Source organism: Streptomyces sp. NPDC037401, from assembly GCF_055602345.1.
Window position 1 is genome coordinate 1 of sequence record NZ_JBVJWO010000014.1, and the last position, 18,109, is coordinate 18,109.

General features: G+C 74.2%; 18 protein-coding genes. 6 read left to right on the forward strand and 12 right to left on the reverse strand.

Annotation, left to right across the window (positions count from 1 at the left end; translation table 11 throughout):
- Positions 1-91 precede the first annotated feature (91 nt).
- The 5 genes from ACZ7H1_RS16645 to ACZ7H1_RS16665 all read right to left on the reverse strand — a co-directional run bounded on the left by ACZ7H1_RS16645 (position 92) and on the right by ACZ7H1_RS16665 (position 5,608).
- Positions 92-1,141 (reverse strand): PDR/VanB family oxidoreductase, encoded by a 1,050-nt coding sequence (locus tag ACZ7H1_RS16645; RefSeq protein WP_470787329.1) that lies wholly within the window; start codon positions 1,139-1,141, stop codon positions 92-94.
- 1 nt (position 1,142) lies between these two features.
- Positions 1,143-2,027 (reverse strand): metal-dependent hydrolase, encoded by an 885-nt coding sequence (locus ACZ7H1_RS16650; protein WP_470787331.1) that lies wholly within the window; start codon positions 2,025-2,027, stop codon positions 1,143-1,145.
- A 116-nt stretch (positions 2,028-2,143) separates the two neighbouring features.
- Positions 2,144-4,138 carry a hypothetical protein gene (locus ACZ7H1_RS16655; RefSeq protein WP_470787333.1) on the reverse strand — a complete coding sequence of 665 codons (1,995 nt, stop codon included), beginning with the start codon at positions 4,136-4,138 and terminating at the stop codon, positions 2,144-2,146.
- 45 nt (positions 4,139-4,183) lie between these two features.
- Positions 4,184-4,978 carry a tyrosine-protein phosphatase gene (locus tag ACZ7H1_RS16660; RefSeq protein ID WP_470787335.1) on the reverse strand — a complete coding sequence of 265 codons (795 nt, stop codon included), beginning with the start codon at positions 4,976-4,978 and terminating at the stop codon, positions 4,184-4,186.
- A gap of 51 nt (positions 4,979-5,029) precedes the next feature.
- Positions 5,030-5,608 (reverse strand): rhomboid-like protein, encoded by a 579-nt coding sequence (locus ACZ7H1_RS16665; protein WP_470787336.1) that lies wholly within the window; start codon positions 5,606-5,608, stop codon positions 5,030-5,032.
- A 178-nt stretch (positions 5,609-5,786) separates the two neighbouring features.
- Between ACZ7H1_RS16665 and ACZ7H1_RS16670 the strand changes: the two genes are divergently transcribed.
- Both ACZ7H1_RS16670 and ACZ7H1_RS16675 read left to right on the forward strand, forming a co-directional pair.
- The gene (locus tag ACZ7H1_RS16670) at positions 5,787-6,416 is read left to right on the forward strand and encodes a hypothetical protein (protein ID WP_470787337.1); all 630 of its coding nucleotides are present in this window, start codon (positions 5,787-5,789) and stop codon (positions 6,414-6,416) included.
- Positions 6,417-6,485: 69 nt separating this feature from the next.
- Entirely contained in the window at positions 6,486-8,018 is a 1,533-nt protein-coding gene (locus ACZ7H1_RS16675) for a PepSY-associated TM helix domain-containing protein (RefSeq protein ID WP_470787339.1), read from the forward strand.
- 99 nt (positions 8,019-8,117) lie between these two features.
- Here ACZ7H1_RS16675 and ACZ7H1_RS16680 read toward each other — a convergent pair whose 3' ends face one another.
- Together ACZ7H1_RS16680 and glnII are read right to left on the reverse strand one after the other, a co-directional pair.
- Positions 8,118-8,711 (reverse strand): winged helix-turn-helix domain-containing protein, encoded by a 594-nt coding sequence (locus ACZ7H1_RS16680; protein WP_470787341.1) that lies wholly within the window; start codon positions 8,709-8,711, stop codon positions 8,118-8,120.
- A 553-nt stretch (positions 8,712-9,264) separates the two neighbouring features.
- Positions 9,265-10,284 (reverse strand): glutamine synthetase, encoded by a 1,020-nt coding sequence (gene glnII / locus ACZ7H1_RS16685; RefSeq protein WP_470787343.1) that lies wholly within the window; start codon positions 10,282-10,284, stop codon positions 9,265-9,267.
- 170 nt (positions 10,285-10,454) lie between these two features.
- Here glnII and ACZ7H1_RS16690 point away from each other — a divergent pair, with 170 nt between their 5' ends.
- Positions 10,455-11,408: a Gfo/Idh/MocA family protein gene (locus ACZ7H1_RS16690; protein WP_470787345.1), complete on the forward strand. Its 954-nt coding sequence runs from the start codon at positions 10,455-10,457 to the stop codon at positions 11,406-11,408.
- 59 nt (positions 11,409-11,467) lie between these two features.
- On the opposite strand, the gene ACZ7H1_RS16695 is transcribed toward ACZ7H1_RS16690, so the two are convergent.
- The 3 genes from ACZ7H1_RS16695 to ACZ7H1_RS16705 all read right to left on the reverse strand — a co-directional run bounded on the left by ACZ7H1_RS16695 (position 11,468) and on the right by ACZ7H1_RS16705 (position 14,050).
- On the reverse strand, positions 11,468-11,998 hold the full coding sequence (locus tag ACZ7H1_RS16695; protein WP_470787347.1) for a hypothetical protein: 531 nt from the start codon (positions 11,996-11,998) through the stop codon (positions 11,468-11,470).
- 81 nt (positions 11,999-12,079) lie between these two features.
- On the reverse strand, positions 12,080-13,450 hold the full coding sequence (pdxR, locus tag ACZ7H1_RS16700) for a MocR-like pyridoxine biosynthesis transcription factor PdxR (RefSeq protein ID WP_470787619.1): 1,371 nt from the start codon (positions 13,448-13,450) through the stop codon (positions 12,080-12,082).
- A gap of 129 nt (positions 13,451-13,579) precedes the next feature.
- Positions 13,580-14,050 (reverse strand): MarR family winged helix-turn-helix transcriptional regulator, encoded by a 471-nt coding sequence (locus ACZ7H1_RS16705; RefSeq protein WP_470787348.1) that lies wholly within the window; start codon positions 14,048-14,050, stop codon positions 13,580-13,582.
- Positions 14,051-14,126: 76 nt separating this feature from the next.
- Between ACZ7H1_RS16705 and ACZ7H1_RS16710 the strand changes: the two genes are divergently transcribed.
- Positions 14,127-14,978, forward strand: a complete 852-nt coding sequence (locus tag ACZ7H1_RS16710; RefSeq protein WP_470787349.1) for an alpha/beta fold hydrolase — start codon at positions 14,127-14,129, stop codon at positions 14,976-14,978.
- 50 nt (positions 14,979-15,028) lie between these two features.
- Here the strand turns inward: ACZ7H1_RS16710 and ACZ7H1_RS16715 are convergent, their stop codons facing one another.
- Positions 15,029-15,394, reverse strand: a complete 366-nt coding sequence (locus ACZ7H1_RS16715) for an arsenate reductase family protein (protein ID WP_470787351.1) — start codon at positions 15,392-15,394, stop codon at positions 15,029-15,031.
- 143 nt (positions 15,395-15,537) lie between these two features.
- Between ACZ7H1_RS16715 and ACZ7H1_RS16720 the strand changes: the two genes are divergently transcribed.
- Positions 15,538-15,783 (forward strand): hypothetical protein, encoded by a 246-nt coding sequence (locus ACZ7H1_RS16720; RefSeq protein WP_470787353.1) that lies wholly within the window; start codon positions 15,538-15,540, stop codon positions 15,781-15,783.
- A gap of 86 nt (positions 15,784-15,869) precedes the next feature.
- On the opposite strand, the gene glnA is transcribed toward ACZ7H1_RS16720, so the two are convergent.
- Entirely contained in the window at positions 15,870-17,279 is a 1,410-nt protein-coding gene (gene glnA / locus ACZ7H1_RS16725) for a type I glutamate--ammonia ligase (protein WP_470787355.1), read from the reverse strand.
- A gap of 199 nt (positions 17,280-17,478) precedes the next feature.
- On the opposite strand from glnA, the gene ACZ7H1_RS16730 reads away from it, so the two are divergent.
- Entirely contained in the window at positions 17,479-17,946 is a 468-nt protein-coding gene (locus ACZ7H1_RS16730) for an RDD family protein (protein WP_470787357.1), read from the forward strand.
- Positions 17,947-18,109 lie beyond the last annotated feature (163 nt).

Below are 18,109 nucleotides of genomic sequence, written 5' to 3' on the forward strand. Positions count from 1 at the left end.
CGTACCGGCGCAGCGCGTTGAAGCAGGAACCCACCGAGACGGTCAGCCGACCGTGGTAGGAATCCCCGCCCTTTAGGGCGGGGAGCGGAAGTCAAAGGTCCAGGACCAGGTGGTCGTGCGCGGCGCGGGAGACGCACAGGAGCATCGAGCCTTCCCGTTCCGCGTCCGTCAGGAGGGTGTCGCGGTGGTCCACTCCGCCGCCGAGGACGCGGTGTTGGCAGGTGCCGCAGAAGCCCTGCTGGCAGGAGTAGGGGGTGTTCGGGAGCTCCCTGCGGATGGCGGACAGGGCGGATTCGCCCGCGGGGACCTCGATCGTGCGGCCCGAGCGGCGGAGTTCGACCGTAAAGGGCTTGGAGGCGGAGGCCGCGGGGGGAGCGGGCGGGGTGAAGCGTTCCAGGTGGACGGTGACGCCCTCCGGTACGGCCGCCAGCACCGCGTCCATCAGCGGGGCCGGGCCGCAGCAGTAGACGGCCGTGCCGGGGGCGGCGGACGCGAGCGCGGTCAGGTCCGGGAGGCCGGCCTCGTCCTCCGGGACGACGGTGACCCGGGGGCCGTACGCCGCCAGCTCGCCGAGGAAGGGCATCGAGGCGCGGGAGCGGCCCCCGTACAGCAGGGTCCAGTCCGCGCCGGGGCCCAGGGCCCGGAGCATGGGCAGGACCGGGGTGATGCCGATGCCGCCCGCGACGAAGACGTACGACTGCGCCGCCGCCAGGGGGAAGCGGTTGCGCGGGACGCGCAGTTCCAGCTCCGCGCCCTCCACCAGCTGCTCGTGGACCTCGCGGGAGCCGCCCCGGCCGTCCTCGACGAGGCGTACGGCGATCTCGTGGACACCGGCCTCGAACGGGTCCCCGCACAGCGAGTACTGGCGGACCAGGCCCGAGGGGAGCACCACGTCCACGTGTGAGCCCGGCGTCCACGGCGGCAGCTCCGGCGACTCCAGCCGCAGCCGCACCACCCCCTCCGCGGGCTCGGTGCGCGCGGCGATCCGCGCGCGGAGCCTGCGCCGCGGGGAGTGACCCGAGACCGGGTTCTCCAGGGCGGGCAGGGGCCACAGCGGCGAGCGGGCGATCCGCGTGCGCAGGGCGCGCCTGGCCAGCCAGGCACCGCCGGCCAGCGCCGCGACGGTCAGCGCGCGGGGCATCTCACTTGCCTCCGTTCGCGCCGGGCGAGGAGGCCAGGTAGGCCGCAGCCTGCGCCGTCGAGCCTTCCTGCGAGGGGTGGTAGGCGCGGGAGAGGTAGCGGGGTATCGAGCGCAGCATGTCGGGGGTGGCGGGCAGGACGCCCTGCCGGCCCGCCCGGTAGAACTGGCCGAAGCTCGCCTTCCCCTGCACCAGCGTCGGGTCGTTCTCCATGAAGAAGCGGGCACCGCGCTGCCACAGGAACACCAGGGCGCCGAAGGCCGTGGCCCAGGTCCTGGCCCGGCGCCGGTAGCTGCCGTCGACGTGCATGAACAGCTCGAAGGCCACCGAGCGGTGCTCGACCTCCTCGGCCCCGTGCCACCGCAGCAGGTCCAGCATCACCGGGTCCGCGCCGCGGCGGTCCAGCTCGTCGGCGTTGAGGATCCAGTTCCCGAGGAACGCCGTGTAGTGCTCGATCGCCGCGATCATCGCGACGCGCTCCATCAGCCACCACCGGCGGGCCCGGCCCGGCGGCAGGGTCCGGTCGCCCAGCAGCTTCTCGAAGAGCCAGTCGACCTGTGCCGTGTACGGGGTCGGGTCCAGCCCCTGGCGCCGCAGGTGCGGCAGTACGTCGTCGTGCGCGGCCGCGTGCATGGCCTCCTGGCCGATGAAGCCGATCACGTCCTGGCGCAGCCGGTCGTCGGTGATGAGCGGCAGCACCTGCTTGTAGACGTGGACGAACCACCGCTCGCCCGCGGGCAGCAGCAGGTGCAGCACGTTGATGGTGTGCGTCGCGAACGGGTCGCCCGGGAGCCAGTGGAGCGGCGTCCCGTCCCAGTCGAAGGCCACCTTCCGGGCCTTGAGCTCGCTGTGCTCGGACGCCACCGGGGCAGGCTGCGTATTAGACATGGCGTCAATGTACTGACGGGTAGAAGCGAAGCACACCCCTCTGCGCGCACTTCTTCATCCGCGCCCGCGTGCCTGCGTGCCCGCGCGACTCCGCGGCTCCCTGCCTCCGCGCGCCTTCAGCGCAGCACGCCCGCCGTCGTGCCGTCCTTCAGGCGCCCCTCCAGCTCCACGCGCGCCCCGGCCTCCGCCGGCAGGGCCAGCACGCGGCCCGCCGCCCGCCCGGTGACACCCCCGCTCACCGACAGCGAGGCGAACTGCCCGCTGCCCGCTGCCAGGACGTACCAGTGCCCGTCCCGGGACTTCCACAGCACGCCCGCCAGCACCCGCGGCTCGCGCTCCCCGCAGGCCGCCGAGTCCTCCGCCCGCGCCGCCGGCGCCCCGTCGGCGGACCCGGCGCCCGGCGCATGGAACTGCGCCAGCACCCGGGCCTCCGTACCCCGCCAGGTCTCGGCGCGCGTGCACACCCAGTGCGCCGTGCCGTCGCCCTCGGGCAGCACCTGCTCGGCGTACGGCCAGGAGTTGACCGTGCGCACGCCGTGCGAGCGGGCAGCGGGCAGCAGGCAGGCGGTGTGCGCCCAGTGTTCCAGGTCCGCGGTGCCGGCCGGGTCGCGGGGCGCCCCGGGCGGGCCGGAGGTCAGCCGGGCCGCGGTCAGCTCGCCGAGGTCCGTGACCAGGCGGGTGCCCTCGGCCGAGGACAGCGCCAGCGCGCTCCAGCCCGTACAGGAGGCACCCGGCGCGGGCGCCTGCACGGGCGCGGTGACCCCGTCGTCCCCGAGCTCCAGCGGGACCGTGCCCGCCGCCGGGCGCAGCAGGTCGCGCACGGCCGCCGCCTGCACCCAGGGCGCCGTCAGATAGCGGACGTTGCCGTCGACCCGGCTCACCACCAGGGCGTCCGCGGTCCCCGCCGTCGCCCCGTCGGCACGGGCGAAGTCGAGCGCCGCGCCCGCCGTCCCCGCGCGCGGTTCGGCGTACCGCACGATGCGCAGGCCGTCGTACAGCAGCACCACCACGGCCTGGTCCACCTCGCCCGCGTACAGCAGCTGCGGCGGCCCCATCGCCGGGCCGGACGGCGTGCCCGGGGTGGCCGAGACCTGGACCGGGGCCCCCGGCCGGGCCCACACGGCCAGCGCCCGCCGCAGCAGCGCCCGGTCGCCGGCCCGCCCGCCGCGCACGGGCCACACCGAGAAGTCGGTACGGGACGCCGTCCGCCACGCCGTCGGCGCCACCCGGGTCACCTGCGCCGGGTCCAGGGCGCGTTCGGCGGCGGCGTTGCGGGCGTACGGCGGGGCCGCCGCACCGTCCGCCCCCCAGCCGCCGCCCGGCAGCCCGATCAGTGCCCCGCACACCAGCGCGGCGGCCACCGCGGCCAGACCGGCCTTCAGGTGCGCGCGCCGCCGCATCAGGTCCGTGGGCCGGGCCTGCAGTACGCACGGGTCGAACTCGGTGGAGTCCAGCAGCCCGTCCGCCACCCCGGACGCCCCGGACACCTCGGAGGCCTCGGCGAGGGCGGCGGCCGGATCGCCGACCCCGGCGTCGGCCAGCACCCGGAGCACCTCGGGCTCCGGCAGCCGCTCGAGGCCGCGCAGCACCAGCGCGGCCCGCCCGGGGCCCGTCAGCGCGGACATCCGCTGGTCCAGGGCCAGTTCGTCGGCGCCCCCGGAGCGCGGGAACAGCCGCAGCCCCCAGACCTGGGGGAGCAGCGGCGGCAGCTGGGCCCGCCGGGGCCAGGACCGGAAGCTCAGCGGCAGCCCGGCGTCCAGGGCGGAGCGCAGCACCCGCAGCCGTACGTACGCGTAGCCGCGGCCGGCCGAGGCACCGCCCGCGTCCCCCTTGCGCGGCCCGGGCACGGCGGCCGCGGGGACGGCAGGGGCGGGGACGGCAGAGGCGGGAGCCGGTGCGCCCCGGCCCGGCGGCAGCGCCCGCTGCGCCAGCGCGTGGGCGGTCAGCACCCGCCGGTTGCGCCCCAGGGAGGGCGGCAGTACCAGATAGCCGATGCGGACCAGCCGGGTGTAGTGCTCGACGAGGGCGGCCTCGGCGCGCTCGACGTCGACGAGGCCGGTGTCGGCGGCGGTTACGGACGTGGGGCGGGCGGCGGCATCCGGGACGGTCACGTTCAGCAGAACGAGCGAATCGTCGGATGGTCACCCGCACGGCCCTCAGGCGACGAGCCGGCTCCGGATCGCCTCGACGGCCTCGTCCGCGACGCCGAGTCCCTCGCGGACGTACTTCTCCATCGAGCCGTACCGCGTCTCGGCCTCGTCCAGCGCGGCCCGGAGGTACGAGGGGACGACCCCGATCAGCGCCAGGGCGATGTCCGGGTTGCCGCCCGAGGCCGTGAAGCCCTCGATCATCGGCGCGAAGGCCTGCCGGACCGCCGGATTGACGGACAGGTACTCCGCCATGAGCGTCTCGTCGTCCGCGCCGAGCAGGGACAGGATCACCGTCGCGCCCCAGCCGGTGCGGTCCTTGCCCGCGGTGCAGTGGAAGAGCAGCGGGCCGGCGTCCGGGTCGGCGAGCTCGGTCAGCAGCGTGCGGTACGCGGCCTGGCCGGAGCCCGAGCTGACGAAGGAACGATACGTCTGGGCGAAGAGAGCCTCCGCCTTGCCGCCGCCGAGCTCCCGCTCGGCCACGATCGGGTCGCTCAGGATGTGCTTGAGCTGCGCCGCGGCCGGCATCTCGCCCGACTTCACCTTGTCGGCGAGCACGTCCGCGACCAGGAGCCGGGCCCCCTCCGGCACCCGGTCCGGGTGGTCCTCGCGCTCCGCGTCCGTGCGGAAGTCGACGATGGTGCGCAGCCCCAGCGCCGCCACGGCCGGGTCGGCCGCCGGGTCCATCCGGTCGAGCTGGCCGGAGCGCAGCACCAGGCCGGGCCGTACGGTACGGCCGCCGGGCAGCGAGGTGCCGCCGAGGTCGCGGAGGTTGGCGACGGTGGTGGACGGGGTGGCGGTCATCGTGGCGGCTCCAGCGGGTGGGTTTCGTGCGTTTGGTGATGCTTTACATATTTATGTACTTCTCTGTGAACGGTAATCGACCACCAGCGACACCCCGAGTCCGATGGCCAGCGCCGCGAGGTGCCCGGCGTCCGTGAAGGTCCGCGTACGGGCCGCCACCGGCCGCACGGCCAGCGCGAGCAGGCCCGCCCGCGCCGCGTTGCGCACGGCGCCGCGGGGCAGGGCCGAGGTCAGGGCGCCGAGCACGGCGTTGAACCCGTAGCTCGCCCCCACGTCGACGGCCCGCCGGGTCCCGGTCTCCGCGCGGCGGGCCCGCAGCCCGCCGTAGACCAGCAGGGTCGCCGCGGTGTGCCCGAGCAGGAACACCCCGGCGGTCCACCAGGCGCCGTACGCGTACTCGGCGTACCCCAGCACCGCCAGCAGGAGCAGCGCGTACGCCAGCGGCATCGGCTCCTCGACCACGAACGCGCTGCTGAGCAGGGTGTCCCAGCGGCCCGCGTCGAGGTTGTCGACATTGGTGGAGCACCCGCGCAGGATCCGCTTCCGCGCCGCCGGGTCCAGCCGCTCCAGCGCGTAGGCGCCGAGCTGTACGCCGCCCGCGTAGACCGGGCTCATCACCAAGGGGGTCATCCGGTCATGATCCGCCATCGGCCTCCGGCGGGCGCAACCGGTACCCGGTCTGGGCAGGTCGCACCGGGGATGGGAGCATGTTCGGACCATGACAGATGCCCGGTCGCCGATGCGCGCCACACGGGCCGCGATGTTCGCGGCGGTGTGTGTCGCCTTGGCCGCTGTGGGGCATTCGTACATGTCTGGCCACGACCTTCCGTTCGGCGTACTTGTGGCGGCTTTCGGGGCGGTCGCCGTCCTCGGCTGGCTCGCCGCCGCGCGCCGCCGCGGGACCGTCGCCATCGGCGGCGGACTGCTCGCCGTGCAGGCGGCGCTCCACCTCGCCTTCGGCCGTACGGAAGAAGCCGCCCCGGCTCCGGCGCACGGCGCGCACGCGCACCACGCCGCGTCCGGGATGACGGGGATGACCGGGACCGCCGGGACGGCAGGACCCGCCGACGCGGCGGGCATCGCAGACATGGCCGGGATGGCCGGGATGGCGGGTCACAGCACCCTCGGGATGGTCGCCGCCCACGCGGCCGCCGCCCTCTTCTGCGCGCTCTGGCTGGCCCGCGGCGAGGCCGCGGTGTTCCGGCTGGCCCGCGCCCTGCACGCCCTCGGAGCGCTCGCGGCCGCTCCGCTGCTGCGCGCTCTGCTGCTCGTACGGGCGCAGGTGCCGGCCCTGCCCGGACGCAGCCCGCGCCCCCGCCCGTACGTCCGTCCGCGCGCGCTGCGCGGCGCCGTGCCCGCCCACGCCCTGGTCCGGCGCGGGCCCCCGGTCCTGCGGGCATCCAGCACCACGGCCCCCGGCCTTCCTGCCTGCGCCTGACGGCGACCGGCGCGACCCGGGGCCGCATCCCCATGTCTTCGCCGACACCCGCCGACACCTAGGACCACCATGGCCATCGACGATGTCCGGGACGTCTCCGTCCAGGATCCCCCCACTCAGGACGCCTCCGCCGAGGAGAGCGCCGACCGCGCTCCCGGCACCTCTGGCACGCCCGGCACCTGGGCGGCCGTCCGCCCGCTCCTGCTGCGCATGCACTTCTACGCGGGCCTGCTGATCGCCCCGCTGCTGTTCCTCGCCGCCACGACGGGCCTGCTCTACGCCCTCTCTTACCAGGCCGAGAAGATCGTCTACTCGCACGAGCTGACGGTGACCGCACCGGCCGGCGGCCGGGCGCTGCCGCTCGGCGAGCAGGTGGCCGCCGCCCGCGCCGCCGAGTCTCAGGGCGAGGTCGTCGCCGTCTGGCCGGCGCCCGAGAGGGACGCCACCACCCGCGTCCTGATCGAGACCCCCGAGGTCGCCGAGGGCAACACCCTCACCGTGTTCGTCGACCCCTACACCGCGCAGGTCCGCGGCCAGGTGGAGACCGCGGGCGACGCGCTGCCGCTGCGCGCCTGGCTGTCGACGTTCCACGCGAACCTCCAGCTCGGCGAGACCGGCCGGATATACAGCGAGCTGGCCGCCAGCTGGATGTGGGTCGTCGCCCTCGGCGGTGTGGCCCTGTGGATCGGGCGCCGGCGCAAGCGCAAGGCCGAGCTCGTGCTCCCGGACCGCAAGGCCACCGGGCGCCGCCGGACCCTCTCCTGGCACGGCACCGTGGGCCTGTGGTCCGCGGCCGGCCTGGTGGTGCTGTCCGCGACCGGTCTGACCTGGTCGACGTATGCCGGTGAGAACATCGGGCAGCTCCAGGACCGCCTCGGCGGCGCCACCCCGTCCGTCTCCGCCTCGATCGGCGGCGGCGAGGCCGGTGCCGACGAGCACGCCGGGCACCACGAAGGCGCGGCCCGGACCGCGCCGAAGGGCCCCGACGTGGGCATCGACGAGGTCGTCGAAGCCGCCCGCGCGGCCGGGGTCACGGAGCAGCTCCAGATCACCCTGCCCGCCGAGGGCAAGGGCTACGTCGTCAAGGAGCGGGACAAGCAGGTCCCGGTGCACTTCGACGCGGTGGCCGTGGACCCCGCGGACGGCAAGGTGATGGACACCCTCCGCTTCGCCGACTACCCGCTGCTCGCCAAGCTCACGCGCTTCGGCATCGACGTGCACATGGGCTTCACCTTCGGCCTGGTCAACCAGATCGCACTGGCCGCCCTGGCCCTCGGCGTGATGTTCCTCGTCTTCTGGGGCTACCGGATGTGGTGGCTGCGCCGCCCGACGAAGTCCCGCGGACTGTCCTTCGGCCGCCCCCAGCCGCGCGGCGCCTGGCGCAGGCTGCCCGTGACGGCGCTGCTGCCGGTGGTCGCGGTGACGGCGCTCGTCGGCTGGTTCGTCCCGCTGCTCGGCATCAGCCTGGCGGTCTTCCTGGTGCTGGACGTGCTGCTCGGCGTGATGGCCCGGCGGAAGGCCGCCACCGCGACCGCGGCTGTGGCTGAGACGGTGACCGTGACGGCGACGGCGACCGTGGCCGAGGCCGCGGACAAGTCCTGACCGGTCCTGACCGCTCCTGAACGGCCGGTGGGCCCGCATCCCGTTCCGGGGATGCGGGCCCACCGTGTTCGTGCGGTGCCTGGTGAGGCGGAGGGCAGGTCAGGGCGCGTACTTGTAGCCCACGCGGCGCACGGTCTGGATGGCGCCGCGGTGCCGGGCGCCCAGCTTGCGGCGCAGCCGGGCGATGTGGACGTCGACCGTGCGGCCGTCGCCCACGTGGCCGTAGCCCCAGACGGTCGTGACGAGCTGGTCGCGGCTGTGCACCCGGTGCGGGTGCGCGACCAGGTGCGCCAGCAGCTCGAACTCCAGGTACGTCAGGTCCAGCACCTCGCCGTCGACTTCGGCGGTGCGCTGGGCGGAGTCGATCCGTACGAGCGCGTCCGCCGGACCGGGCGCGGGGGTGGCGGCGGCGACGGCGACGGCCGGGGCCGCGGGGTGCGCGGCGAGGGCGACCGGGGGCTGCTGGTCGGCCGGTACGAGCACGAGGTAGCCGATCATCGGCGGCTGTCCCGGCAGGGCGGGCACGGTGTGCTGCGGGGCGGGCAGCCAGGTCGCGCCGGGCGGCAGGAAGTCGGCGACCCGTGCCACCTCGTCGCGGTCGACCGCTCGCAGCCGGTGGCGGTGGGCGGGAAAGGTCAGGGGGGCGGTCGCAGCGGAAGCGGCAGCAGTGGGGTAGGTACGGGTGTTCGCCATGAGTGGTCAGCTCTTTCACGCGGAGTCGTCGGCAGGAGAGACGTACGTGTGCCGCGCAGACCGAAGGCCTACAGGAGTCCTGCAGGCGTTAGAGGGCCGGCGCGTTCTGCGCGCGACAACACACCCGGTCGAAATCGTCGTGCTGACGGGACGGCCAGAACGGCTCGAGGTCGCTGCGACCTGTCGAGGTGTGCGAATGGCTGGCCATGAGCTCATTCAATCAGATGGTGGGCGTCCGGGGCAGACCCCGTCTCACTTCATGGAGCGGAATCCCAAATTCCGCGCTACTTGAGCGTGTTCGACCGCCCCGGCGGCTTGTTCGCGCCGCCCATACCGGGCCTTCGTATCGCATGCTGAGCGGATCCGTCCCGAAACCACTGGTGGCCGTGTGACGGGCGGGCAGGGAGGGCTGCGCGGCCCGGAACGCGGAGAAGCGCCCGCACTCGAACGGCGGGCGCTTCTCCGGGACCTGCGGGACCTGCCCGACCTGCCCGACCTGCGGGGCCGGTCGGTCCGTCAGACCTCAGGCCGTCAGACCTCGGTCCGTCGGACCTCAGACCAGTCCGTCCTTCTCGAGGCCGGTGCAGCAGGTGTCCACGATCAGGCGGGTCACCACGTACGGGTCGACGTTGGCGTTCGGGCGGCGGTCCTCGATGTAGCCCTTGCCGTCCTTCTCGACCTGCCACGGGATGCGCACCGACGCGCCGCGGTCCGAGACGCCGTAGCTGAACTCGTTCCACGGGGCGGTCTCGTGCAGGCCGGTCAGGCGCTCGTCGATGCCCGCGCCGTAGTTCTTGACGTGGTCGAGCGGCTTGCTGCCCTCGCCCAGCGCCTCGCACGCCGAGATGATGGCGTCGTAGTTCTCGCGCATCTTGCGGGTGGAGAAGTTGGTGTGCGCGCCCGCGCCGTTCCAGTCGCCCTTCACCGGCTTCGGGTTGAGCGTCGCGGAGACGTTGAAGTCCTCGGCGGTGCGGTAGAGCAGCCAGCGCGCGATCCACAGCTGGTCCGCGACCTCCAGCGGCGCCAGCGGGCCGACCTGGAACTCCCACTGGCCCGGCATGACCTCGGCGTTGATACCGGAGATCTCCAGACCCGCCGCGAGGCAGTGGTCGAGGTGCTTCTCGACGATGTCGCGGCCGAAGATCTCGTCCGCGCCGACACCGCAGTAGTAGCCGCCCTGGGCGGCGGGGAAGCCGCCGACCGGGAAGCCGAGCGGGCGGACGCCGTCGAAGAAGGTGTACTCCTGCTCGATGCCGAAGATCGGTTCCTGGCCGGCGAACTTCTCCGCGACCGGACGCAGCTGCGCACGCGTGTTGGACTCGTGCGGCGTCATGTCGATGTTCAGGACCTCGCAGAGCACGAGGACGTTGCCGCCGCCGCGGATCGGGTCCGGGCAGGAGAAGACGGGGTTCAGCACGCGGTCGGAGGCGTGGCCCTCGGCCTGGTTCGTGCTCGATCCGTCGAAGCCCCAGACGGGCAGCTCCGCACCGTCGGCGAGAACCTTCGTCTTGGAGCGAAGCTTCGCCGTCGGCTCCGTGCCGTCGATCCAGATGTACTCAGCCTTGAAAGCCACGGGCCCCATCCTTCGGTGCGTCGCTCCGGCGCAGACTCTGCGGGTGCTGCGGTGATGCCCGCAGCGTGCCAATCCGCGATTTCCCGGCCGTTGCCCGGGTGTGAACCCCGTGTTACCGGCGTTTCAGCGCGTTCCCCGGAGCCCGGCCGGCAGTGAGGCACACTGTCCGCGTGAGCATTTCGTACGATTTGAACCCTGCCGGTCCGGGCCACCTGCCGCGCGTCGGCCTCCTCGGAACCGGCCCGTGGGCTGCCCGGACCCACGCGCCCGCCCTCGCCGCCCACGCCGGCTCCGAGTTCGCCGGAATCTGGGGGCGGCGCCCCGAGGCGGCCGCCGCTCTGGCACAGCAGTACGGCGTGAAGGTGTACGAAGACCCCGACGCGATGTTCGCCGACTGCGACGCCGTCGCGTTCGCGCTGCCGCCGGACGTGCAGGCCCCGCTGGCCGTCCGCGCGGCGGAAGCCGGTTGCCACCTGCTCCTCGACAAGCCGGTCGCGACGGACGTCGGGAGTGCGCGGGCGGTGGCCGGGGCCGCCGACCGGGCCGGGGTCGCCTCCGTCGTCTTCCTGACCCTCCGCTTCGCCGAGCCCACCGCCGGATGGGTGGCCGAACAGGCCGCCCTGGACGGCTGGTTCACCGCCGCGGCCCACTGGTACGGCGCGGTCCACTCCACCGAGTCCGCCGGGGGCCCGGACGGCGCGCCGAGCCCGTACGCCGCCTCGCCCTGGCGGCGCGAGAAGGGCGGGCTGTGGGACGTCGGCCCGCACGCCCTGTCCGTCCTGATCCCCGTACTCGGCGAGGTCACCGGCCTGACCGCCGCCCGCGGCCCCGCCGGCACCGTGCACCTGGTCCTGCGCCACGCCTCGGGCGCCTCCAGCACGGCCGCCCTCACCCTCGGCGCGCCCCGGGCCGCCGCCGGCGTCGGCATCGAGCTGCGCGGCACGCACGGCGTGGCCATGCTGCCGGACTGGACCGATGTGCCCGGCGCCTACGGGCGGGCGGTCGACGCCCTGCTGACGGCGGCCCGGACCGGGGTGCCCGATCCGCGCGGCGCCGCCTTCGGGCTCCGCCTCACCGAGCTCCTCGCGGAGGCCGAGGCCCGGCTCGCCGAGGCCCCGTGGTGACGTCGACGTGGTGACGTTCACGTGATCACGGCCACCTGACGACGCTCACTTGACGAGGGTCACTTGATGACGGCGTTCGCCGCCACGATCACCAGACCGATGGCCGCGTCCGCGACGCCGATCAGCAGCGCGGACGTCAGGCCGTAGCCCAGCCTGAGCGCCACGAAGGTTCCCCAGGCGAAGAGCAGCGCGGTGTTCAGGCCGAGTCCGAGCGCCGTCGTCGACGGCTCGTCCCAGCCCCACAGCCCCGACAGGACCAGCAGCAGCGCGGTCGGCAAGGCGGCCACCACCAGCGGCCACTCGTCGAACAGCGCCAGGGCCAGCAGCCGCCACCGGTGACCGGCCGTGCCCCGCTGATGGGTCGCCATGTGGTGGGCGTAGCCGTGCGCGAGGCCGGCCGCCACCGCCGTCACCAGCACCCACGCCGCGTCGTAGTAAGGGGTGTAGCCGCCCTCCTTGTTCTGGAGCGCGGCCAGCAGGGCGCTCGCGAGGACCGTCCCGTACACGCCGCCGAACATCCAGTCCGGACCCCGCCGGACGGGCACCGGCAGGGGCTTCGGCTCTCCGCCCGCCATCGCGTGCTCCGCCAAGACGCCCCTTCCGCAGCCGACCGCCGGACCCCCGGTCGGCCAACGTACGAGACCCCGCCCGCGACCGGCGTCAGACACGCCCTACCCGGACGCCCGTGCCAGCGCGCGTCCCAGAGCCTCCAGCCCCGCGGCGAACGCGTGCTCGGGCGGGGCCGCGTACCCGACGACCAGGCCCTCGCGGCCCGGCCCGGCGGCCGACGGATCGCGGTAGCCGGACAGCCCGTCCAGGGCGACGCCCTCCGCCTCGGCTGCCGCCAGGGCCGCGGCCTCGGTCCCCGGCGGCAGCTCCAGCACCGCGTGCAGCCCGGCCGCGATGCCGGTCACCCGGACCGCCGGGGCCCGCGCGGCCAGTACGGACACCAGCCGGTCGCGCCGCTCCCGGTAGCCCTGTCGCATCCGGCGCACATGGCGGTCGTACGCGCCGCAGGCCAGGAACTCCGCGAGGGTGAGCTGCTCCAGCGCGCTCGCCCAGGACTCCCGCACCCCCTTGGCGGCCAGGACCTCGTCCACCAGCGCGTCCGGCAGCACCAGCCAGCCCAGCCGGATCGCGGGGGACAGGCTCTTGCTCAGCGAGCCCGCGTAGACGACGCGCTCGGGGGCGAGGCCCTGGAGGGCGCCCACGGCCTTGCGGTCGTACCGGAACTCCCCGTCGTAGTCGTCCTCCAGCAGCAGCGCGTCGCGCGACCCGGCCCACTCCACCGCGGCCGTGCGCCGGGCGGGCGACAGCGCGACCCCGGTCGGGAACTGGTGCGCCGGGGTCAGCAGCGCGACCCGTACGGACCGCCCGAGTGCCCCGAGCGCGTCCGTGCGCGCGCCCTCCGCGTCGACGGCGAGGGGGTGCCGGCGGATCCGGGCGGCGTCGAGGATGCCGCGGTGGAAGCCCAGCCCGTACTCCTCCACGGCCCAGGGCCCCGGCCGGATCCCGGTGAGCAGCCGCAGGCCGTTGGCGAAGCCGGAGCACACCACGATCCGCTCCGGGTCGGTGCGCACCCCGCGCGCCCGGGCCAGGTACTCGGCCAGCGCCCGCCGGAGTTCGGGACGGCCGCGCGGGTCGCCGGGGCCGAAGGCCTCGGTCGGCGCGGCGGCCAGGGCCCGGCGGGCCGCCGCGGCCCAGGCGGCCCGCGGGAAGGACGCCGGGTCGGGCTTGCCCTGGACGAGGTCGTGGCGCGGGCCCGTGACGGCGGGCCGCCGCGGCGCGGACGGCGCGGGCGCGGCCGCCACGCCCTCGGCGACCCGGGTGCCGGAGCCCTGACGGGCCGTGAACCAGCCCTCCGCGACGAGCTCGGCGTACGCGTCCGCGACGACGTTGCGCGCGACGCCGAGGTCGGCGGCCAGCGAACGGTACGGCGGCAGCCGGGTGCCGCCGGCGAGGCGGCCGCTGCGCACCGCCTCGCGCAGGGCGCGGCCGAGGGCGGCGCGCCTGCTGCCCGGCCCGGACAGTTCCAGGTGCAGATCGCTGCCGAGCGCCGCGGCGGCCGCCGAAACCGGAGCGGAGTCCGTAGCGGAGTCCGTAGCGGAGCCCGGAGCCTGCTCCCGTGCTGTTGTTGCTGCTGCTGTCTGTTCGTTCCCCACGCCAGGACCCTACGGCCGGCCGGCGCCCGGCCCGCCGGCGAACACCTCGTGCGCGCCCTCCAGGAAGCGCCGTACCGCCGCCCGGCCGTCCGCATCGAAGCCGTCGAGGACCGCCAGGGTCCCGTCGATCAGCGGCCCGAAGAACTCCCAGCCCAGCCGCGTCGCCCGCTCCTCGACCTGGAGCAGCACCCGGCGCCGGTCCTGCGGGTCCCTCGTCCGGGAGATGAGGCCGAGGTGCTCCAGCCGGTCGATGACGGCCGTGGTGCCCGCCGAGTTGAGGCCGAGGCGGCCGCCGAGCAGCCCGGCGGTTGCGGGCTCGCCCGCCCGCCCGGCGTCCAACAGGCAGATCAGGGCCCGCAGGTCGGTCTGGTGCATGCCGTGGCGCTGGGCGAACTCAGCCTGGCGCAGACCGAATTCGACCGTGACGGCCCGCAGGAGGTGGACCAGTTCGAGCTGCGCCGGATCGCGGTTGTCGGTCATCGGGTTCCCCTCTATGCTCCGCATCAATACCTCTCGATGAGCAAGATTATCGCTGAACGAGACTCTGGAGCCCGCCATGCACCCGTACGCACACCGGGAGTTCGCCGACGCCTACGGCGCCCTGCTGGCCCGTTGGCCCGCCGGCACCGGAACCCGCACCCTCGCCACCCCCTTCGGCGCCACCCGCGTGACCCACTGCGGCCCCGCCGATGCTCCCCCGCTCCTCCTGCTCCCCGGCGGCGGCGCGAGCTCCATGGACTGGCTCGGCTGCGTCCCCGTCCTCGCCCGCACGCACCGCGTCCACGCGCTCGACCTCGTGGGCGACCCCGGCCTGAGCGTCCCCGACCCGGACCGCCCGGTGCGCACCGTCGCGCACCTCAACGCCTGGCTGGACTCCGTACGCCACGCCCTCGGGCTCGGCCCCACCGCCGTGGTCGGCCATTCGTACGGGGCGTGGATCGCCCTGTCGTACGCCCTCCACGCCCCGGACCGGGTCCGGGCGCTGGGCCTGCTCGACCCGACCGGGTGCTTCGGCGGCTTCCGGCCCGGCTACCTGCTCCGCGCGCTGCCGGGGCTGCTGCGGCCCACACCGCGGCGGATCCGCCGGTTCCTGGAGTGGGAGAGCGGCGGGGCCGTGCCCGACGCCGACTGGCTGCGCCTCCAGGAGCGGGCCGCGGGCTTCCCGTCCGTACGGCCGGTCACCGGGCCGCGCCCGGACCCGGCGGCCCTGGCGCGGCTGGACCTGCCGGTGCTCGCGCTGTTCGCGGAGCGCTCCCGCTGCCACGACGCCCGGCGGGTCGCCGCGGCGGCCGCGGCCGCGCTGCCTGCCGCGACGGTGCAGGTGCTGCCCGGGGCCACCCACCACGGCCTGCCCTTCACGGCACCCGTCGGCACCGCCCGGCACCTGGCGGACTTCCTCGCCCGCTAGGGGCGGTGCGGTGAGGCGGGGTGGTCAGGCGGGGTGGTCAGGCGGGGTGGTCAGGAGGTGCGGGAGATCGCCTCGCGGACGGCCTCCGGGGTGCGGGCGACCAGCGCGGTGCCGTCGTCCGCCGTGATGATCGGGCGCTGGATCAGCTTGGGGGACTCGGCCAGCTTGGCGATCCACCGGTCCCGGGAGGCCTCGTCGCGCGGCCAGTCCTTCAGCCCGGCCTCCTTGGCGGCGGGCTCCGCGGTGCGGGTGATGTCCCACGGCTCCAGGCCCAGCCGGTCCAGGACGGCGCGGATCTCGCCCGCGGTCGGTACGTCGTCCAGGTAGCGGCGCACGGTGTACTCGGCGCCCTCCTCGTCCAGCAGGTCCACGGCGCTGCGGCACTTCGAGCATGCGGGGTTGATCCAGATCTCCATGCCCGCAACCGTACCCCGCAGCGGCCCCGGGGACCTGCCGCGGACCTCCTGAAGTGGCCGCTGGCCAGGGCCTTTTGTCAGTGCCCGGCGGTAAAATCGAATCAGCAACAAACAGTCCGACACCACCCTTCGGGAGGCTGCCGATGACCGCTGCCGTATCCGTTTCCCCGCCGCAGAAGAAGCCGCTGCCGGCGGGCCTGCCCCGCGAGTGGTACGAGACGCACAACCGCCGGCTGAAGGCCATGCGCCTGGCGATATCCCTGCTCGACGCGGGCACCTTCGACGCCAAGCGGGCCACGAACCGGAAGATCCGGACCATGGCCGCCCGCACGGGCATCCACCGCCCGTCCAACGTGACGTGCAAGCTGGTCCGCTCCCTCATGTCCTGAGGGCGGAGGACGACGGAACCCCGCCGCTGCCCGGGGGCAGTGACGGGGTTCCGGAGGTCGCGCGGCGCCGTGCGGCGCGGGGCGGCTTAGAGGTCGAAGTACAGCTCGAACTCGTGCGGGTGCGGACGCAGCTGGATCGGGGCGATCTCGTGCGTGCGCTTGTAGTCGATCCAGGTCTCGATCAGGTCGGAGGTGAAGACACCGCCGGCCTGGAGGTACTCGTTGTCGTTCTCCAGCGCGGTGAGGACCGCGTCCAGGGACGTCGGGACCTGCGGGACGGCCGCGTGCTCGTCGGGGGCGAGCTCGTAGAGGTCCTTGTCGATCGGCTCCAGCGGTTCGATCTTGTTCTTCACGCCGTCGAGGCCCGCGAGCAGCAGCGCCGAGAAGGCGAGGTACGGGTTCGAGGACGGGTCCGGCGCGCGGAACTCGACGCGCTTGGCCTTCGGGTTCGAGCCCGTGATCGGGATGCGCATGGCGGCGGAGCGGTTGCGCTGCGAGTACACCATGTTGACCGGGGCCTCGAAGCCGGGCACCAGGCGGTGGTAGGAGTTCACCGTCGGGTTGGTGAACGCCAGCAGCGACGGGGCGTGCTTCAGGATGCCGCCGATGTAGTAGCGGGCGGTGTCCGACAGACCCGCGTAGCCGGTCTCGTCGTAGAACAGCGGGTCGCCGTTCTGCCACAGCGACTGGTGGACGTGCATGCCCGAGCCGTTGTCACCGAAGATCGGCTTCGGCATGAAGGTCGCGGTCTTGCCGTTGCGCCAGGCGACGTTCTTCACGATGTACTTGAAGAGCATCAGGTCGTCGGCCGCGGCGAGCAGCGTGTTGAACTTGTAGTTGATCTCGGCCTGGCCGCCGGTGCCGACCTCGTGGTGCTGGCGCTCGACCTGCAGGCCCTGCGCGTCGAGCTCCAGGGAGATCTCGGCACGGAGGTCGGCGAAGTGGTCGACCGGGGCGACGGGGAAGTAGCCGCCCTTGTAGCGGACCTTGTAGCCGCGGTTGTTCTCCTCGGAACCGGTGTTCCAGGCGCCGGCCTCGGAGTCGATGTGGTAGAAGCCCTCGTTCGCGGAGGTCGCGAAGCGCACGCTGTCGAACACGTAGAACTCGGCCTCGGGGCCGAAGTACGCGGTGTCGGCGATGCCGGTGGAGGCGAGGTACGCCTCGGCCTTCTTCGCGATGTTGCGCGGGTCGCGGCTGTACGCCTCACCCGTGATCGGGTCGTGGATGAAGAAGTTGACGTTCAGCGTCTTGTCGCGGCGGAACGGGTCCAGGCGGGCGGTCGACAGGTCGGCGCGCAGCGCCATGTCCGACTCGTGGATCGCCTGGAAGCCGCGGATCGAGGAGCCGTCGAAGGCCAGCTCCTCGGACGGGTCGAACGCCTTCGCCGGGATGGTGAAGTGCTGCATCACACCCGGGAGGTCGCAGAACCGGACATCAACGAACTTGATGTCGTTGTCCGCGATGTACTTCTTCGCGTCGTCGGCGTTCTGGAACATCCAACTCCTCCTACCCCCGACCCCCGGGGCAGGGGCGGGTTTGCGTAGCTCTGTGGTGCAACCAGTGCGGTGGTGCACGCTGACCCGACCATAAGCAGACGGGATTTCTCAAGCATGACCCATTTGTTTCGCACAAGTTAACCAGGGCCGGGGCGAGGGGCCCTCCGGGGCGCGTCCGGCGTCCGGGTACCGTGGTCGGGTGGACAACAGGCAAGCAATCGGATCCTGGCTCTCCGGCCCCCGCGCCACGGCCGAGGACATGGGCGTCGACTTCGGATACCCGGGCGAGCGCCTGGGCCTGCCGCGGCAGGGTCCCGGTTCCGTGGCGAAGTTCGGCCGGCGCCTCGCCGCCGTCGCCATCGACTGGGTCGCCTGCCAGCTGATCGCATACGGCCTGCTCACCGGTGGTGAGCTGAGCCGGACCGGCAACTGGACCCTGGGCCTCTTCGTGGCCCTGAGCATCCTGACCGTGGGCACGGTGGGCTTCACGCCGGGCAAGCGGGCCGTGGGCCTGCGCGTGGTCGCGGAGGACGGCAGCCGCCTCGGCTTCGGCCGGGTGCTGGTGCGCACGCTGCTGCTGGCGCTGGTGATCCCCGCCGTGGTCTGGGACCGGGACGGCCGCGGACTGCACGACCGCCTCGCCCGCGCCGTACAGGTCCGGATCTAGCCGGAGCGCGAGGAACCCGCAGCACGAGGAACAGCGCGCCGGCAGACAGCCGGGAGATACGGGAGGGGGGGGGGGGGGGGGGGGGGGGGGGGGGGGGGGGGGGGGGGGGAGAGGGGGGGGGGGGGGGGTGTGGTGGGGGGGGGGGGGGGTGGGGGGGGTGATC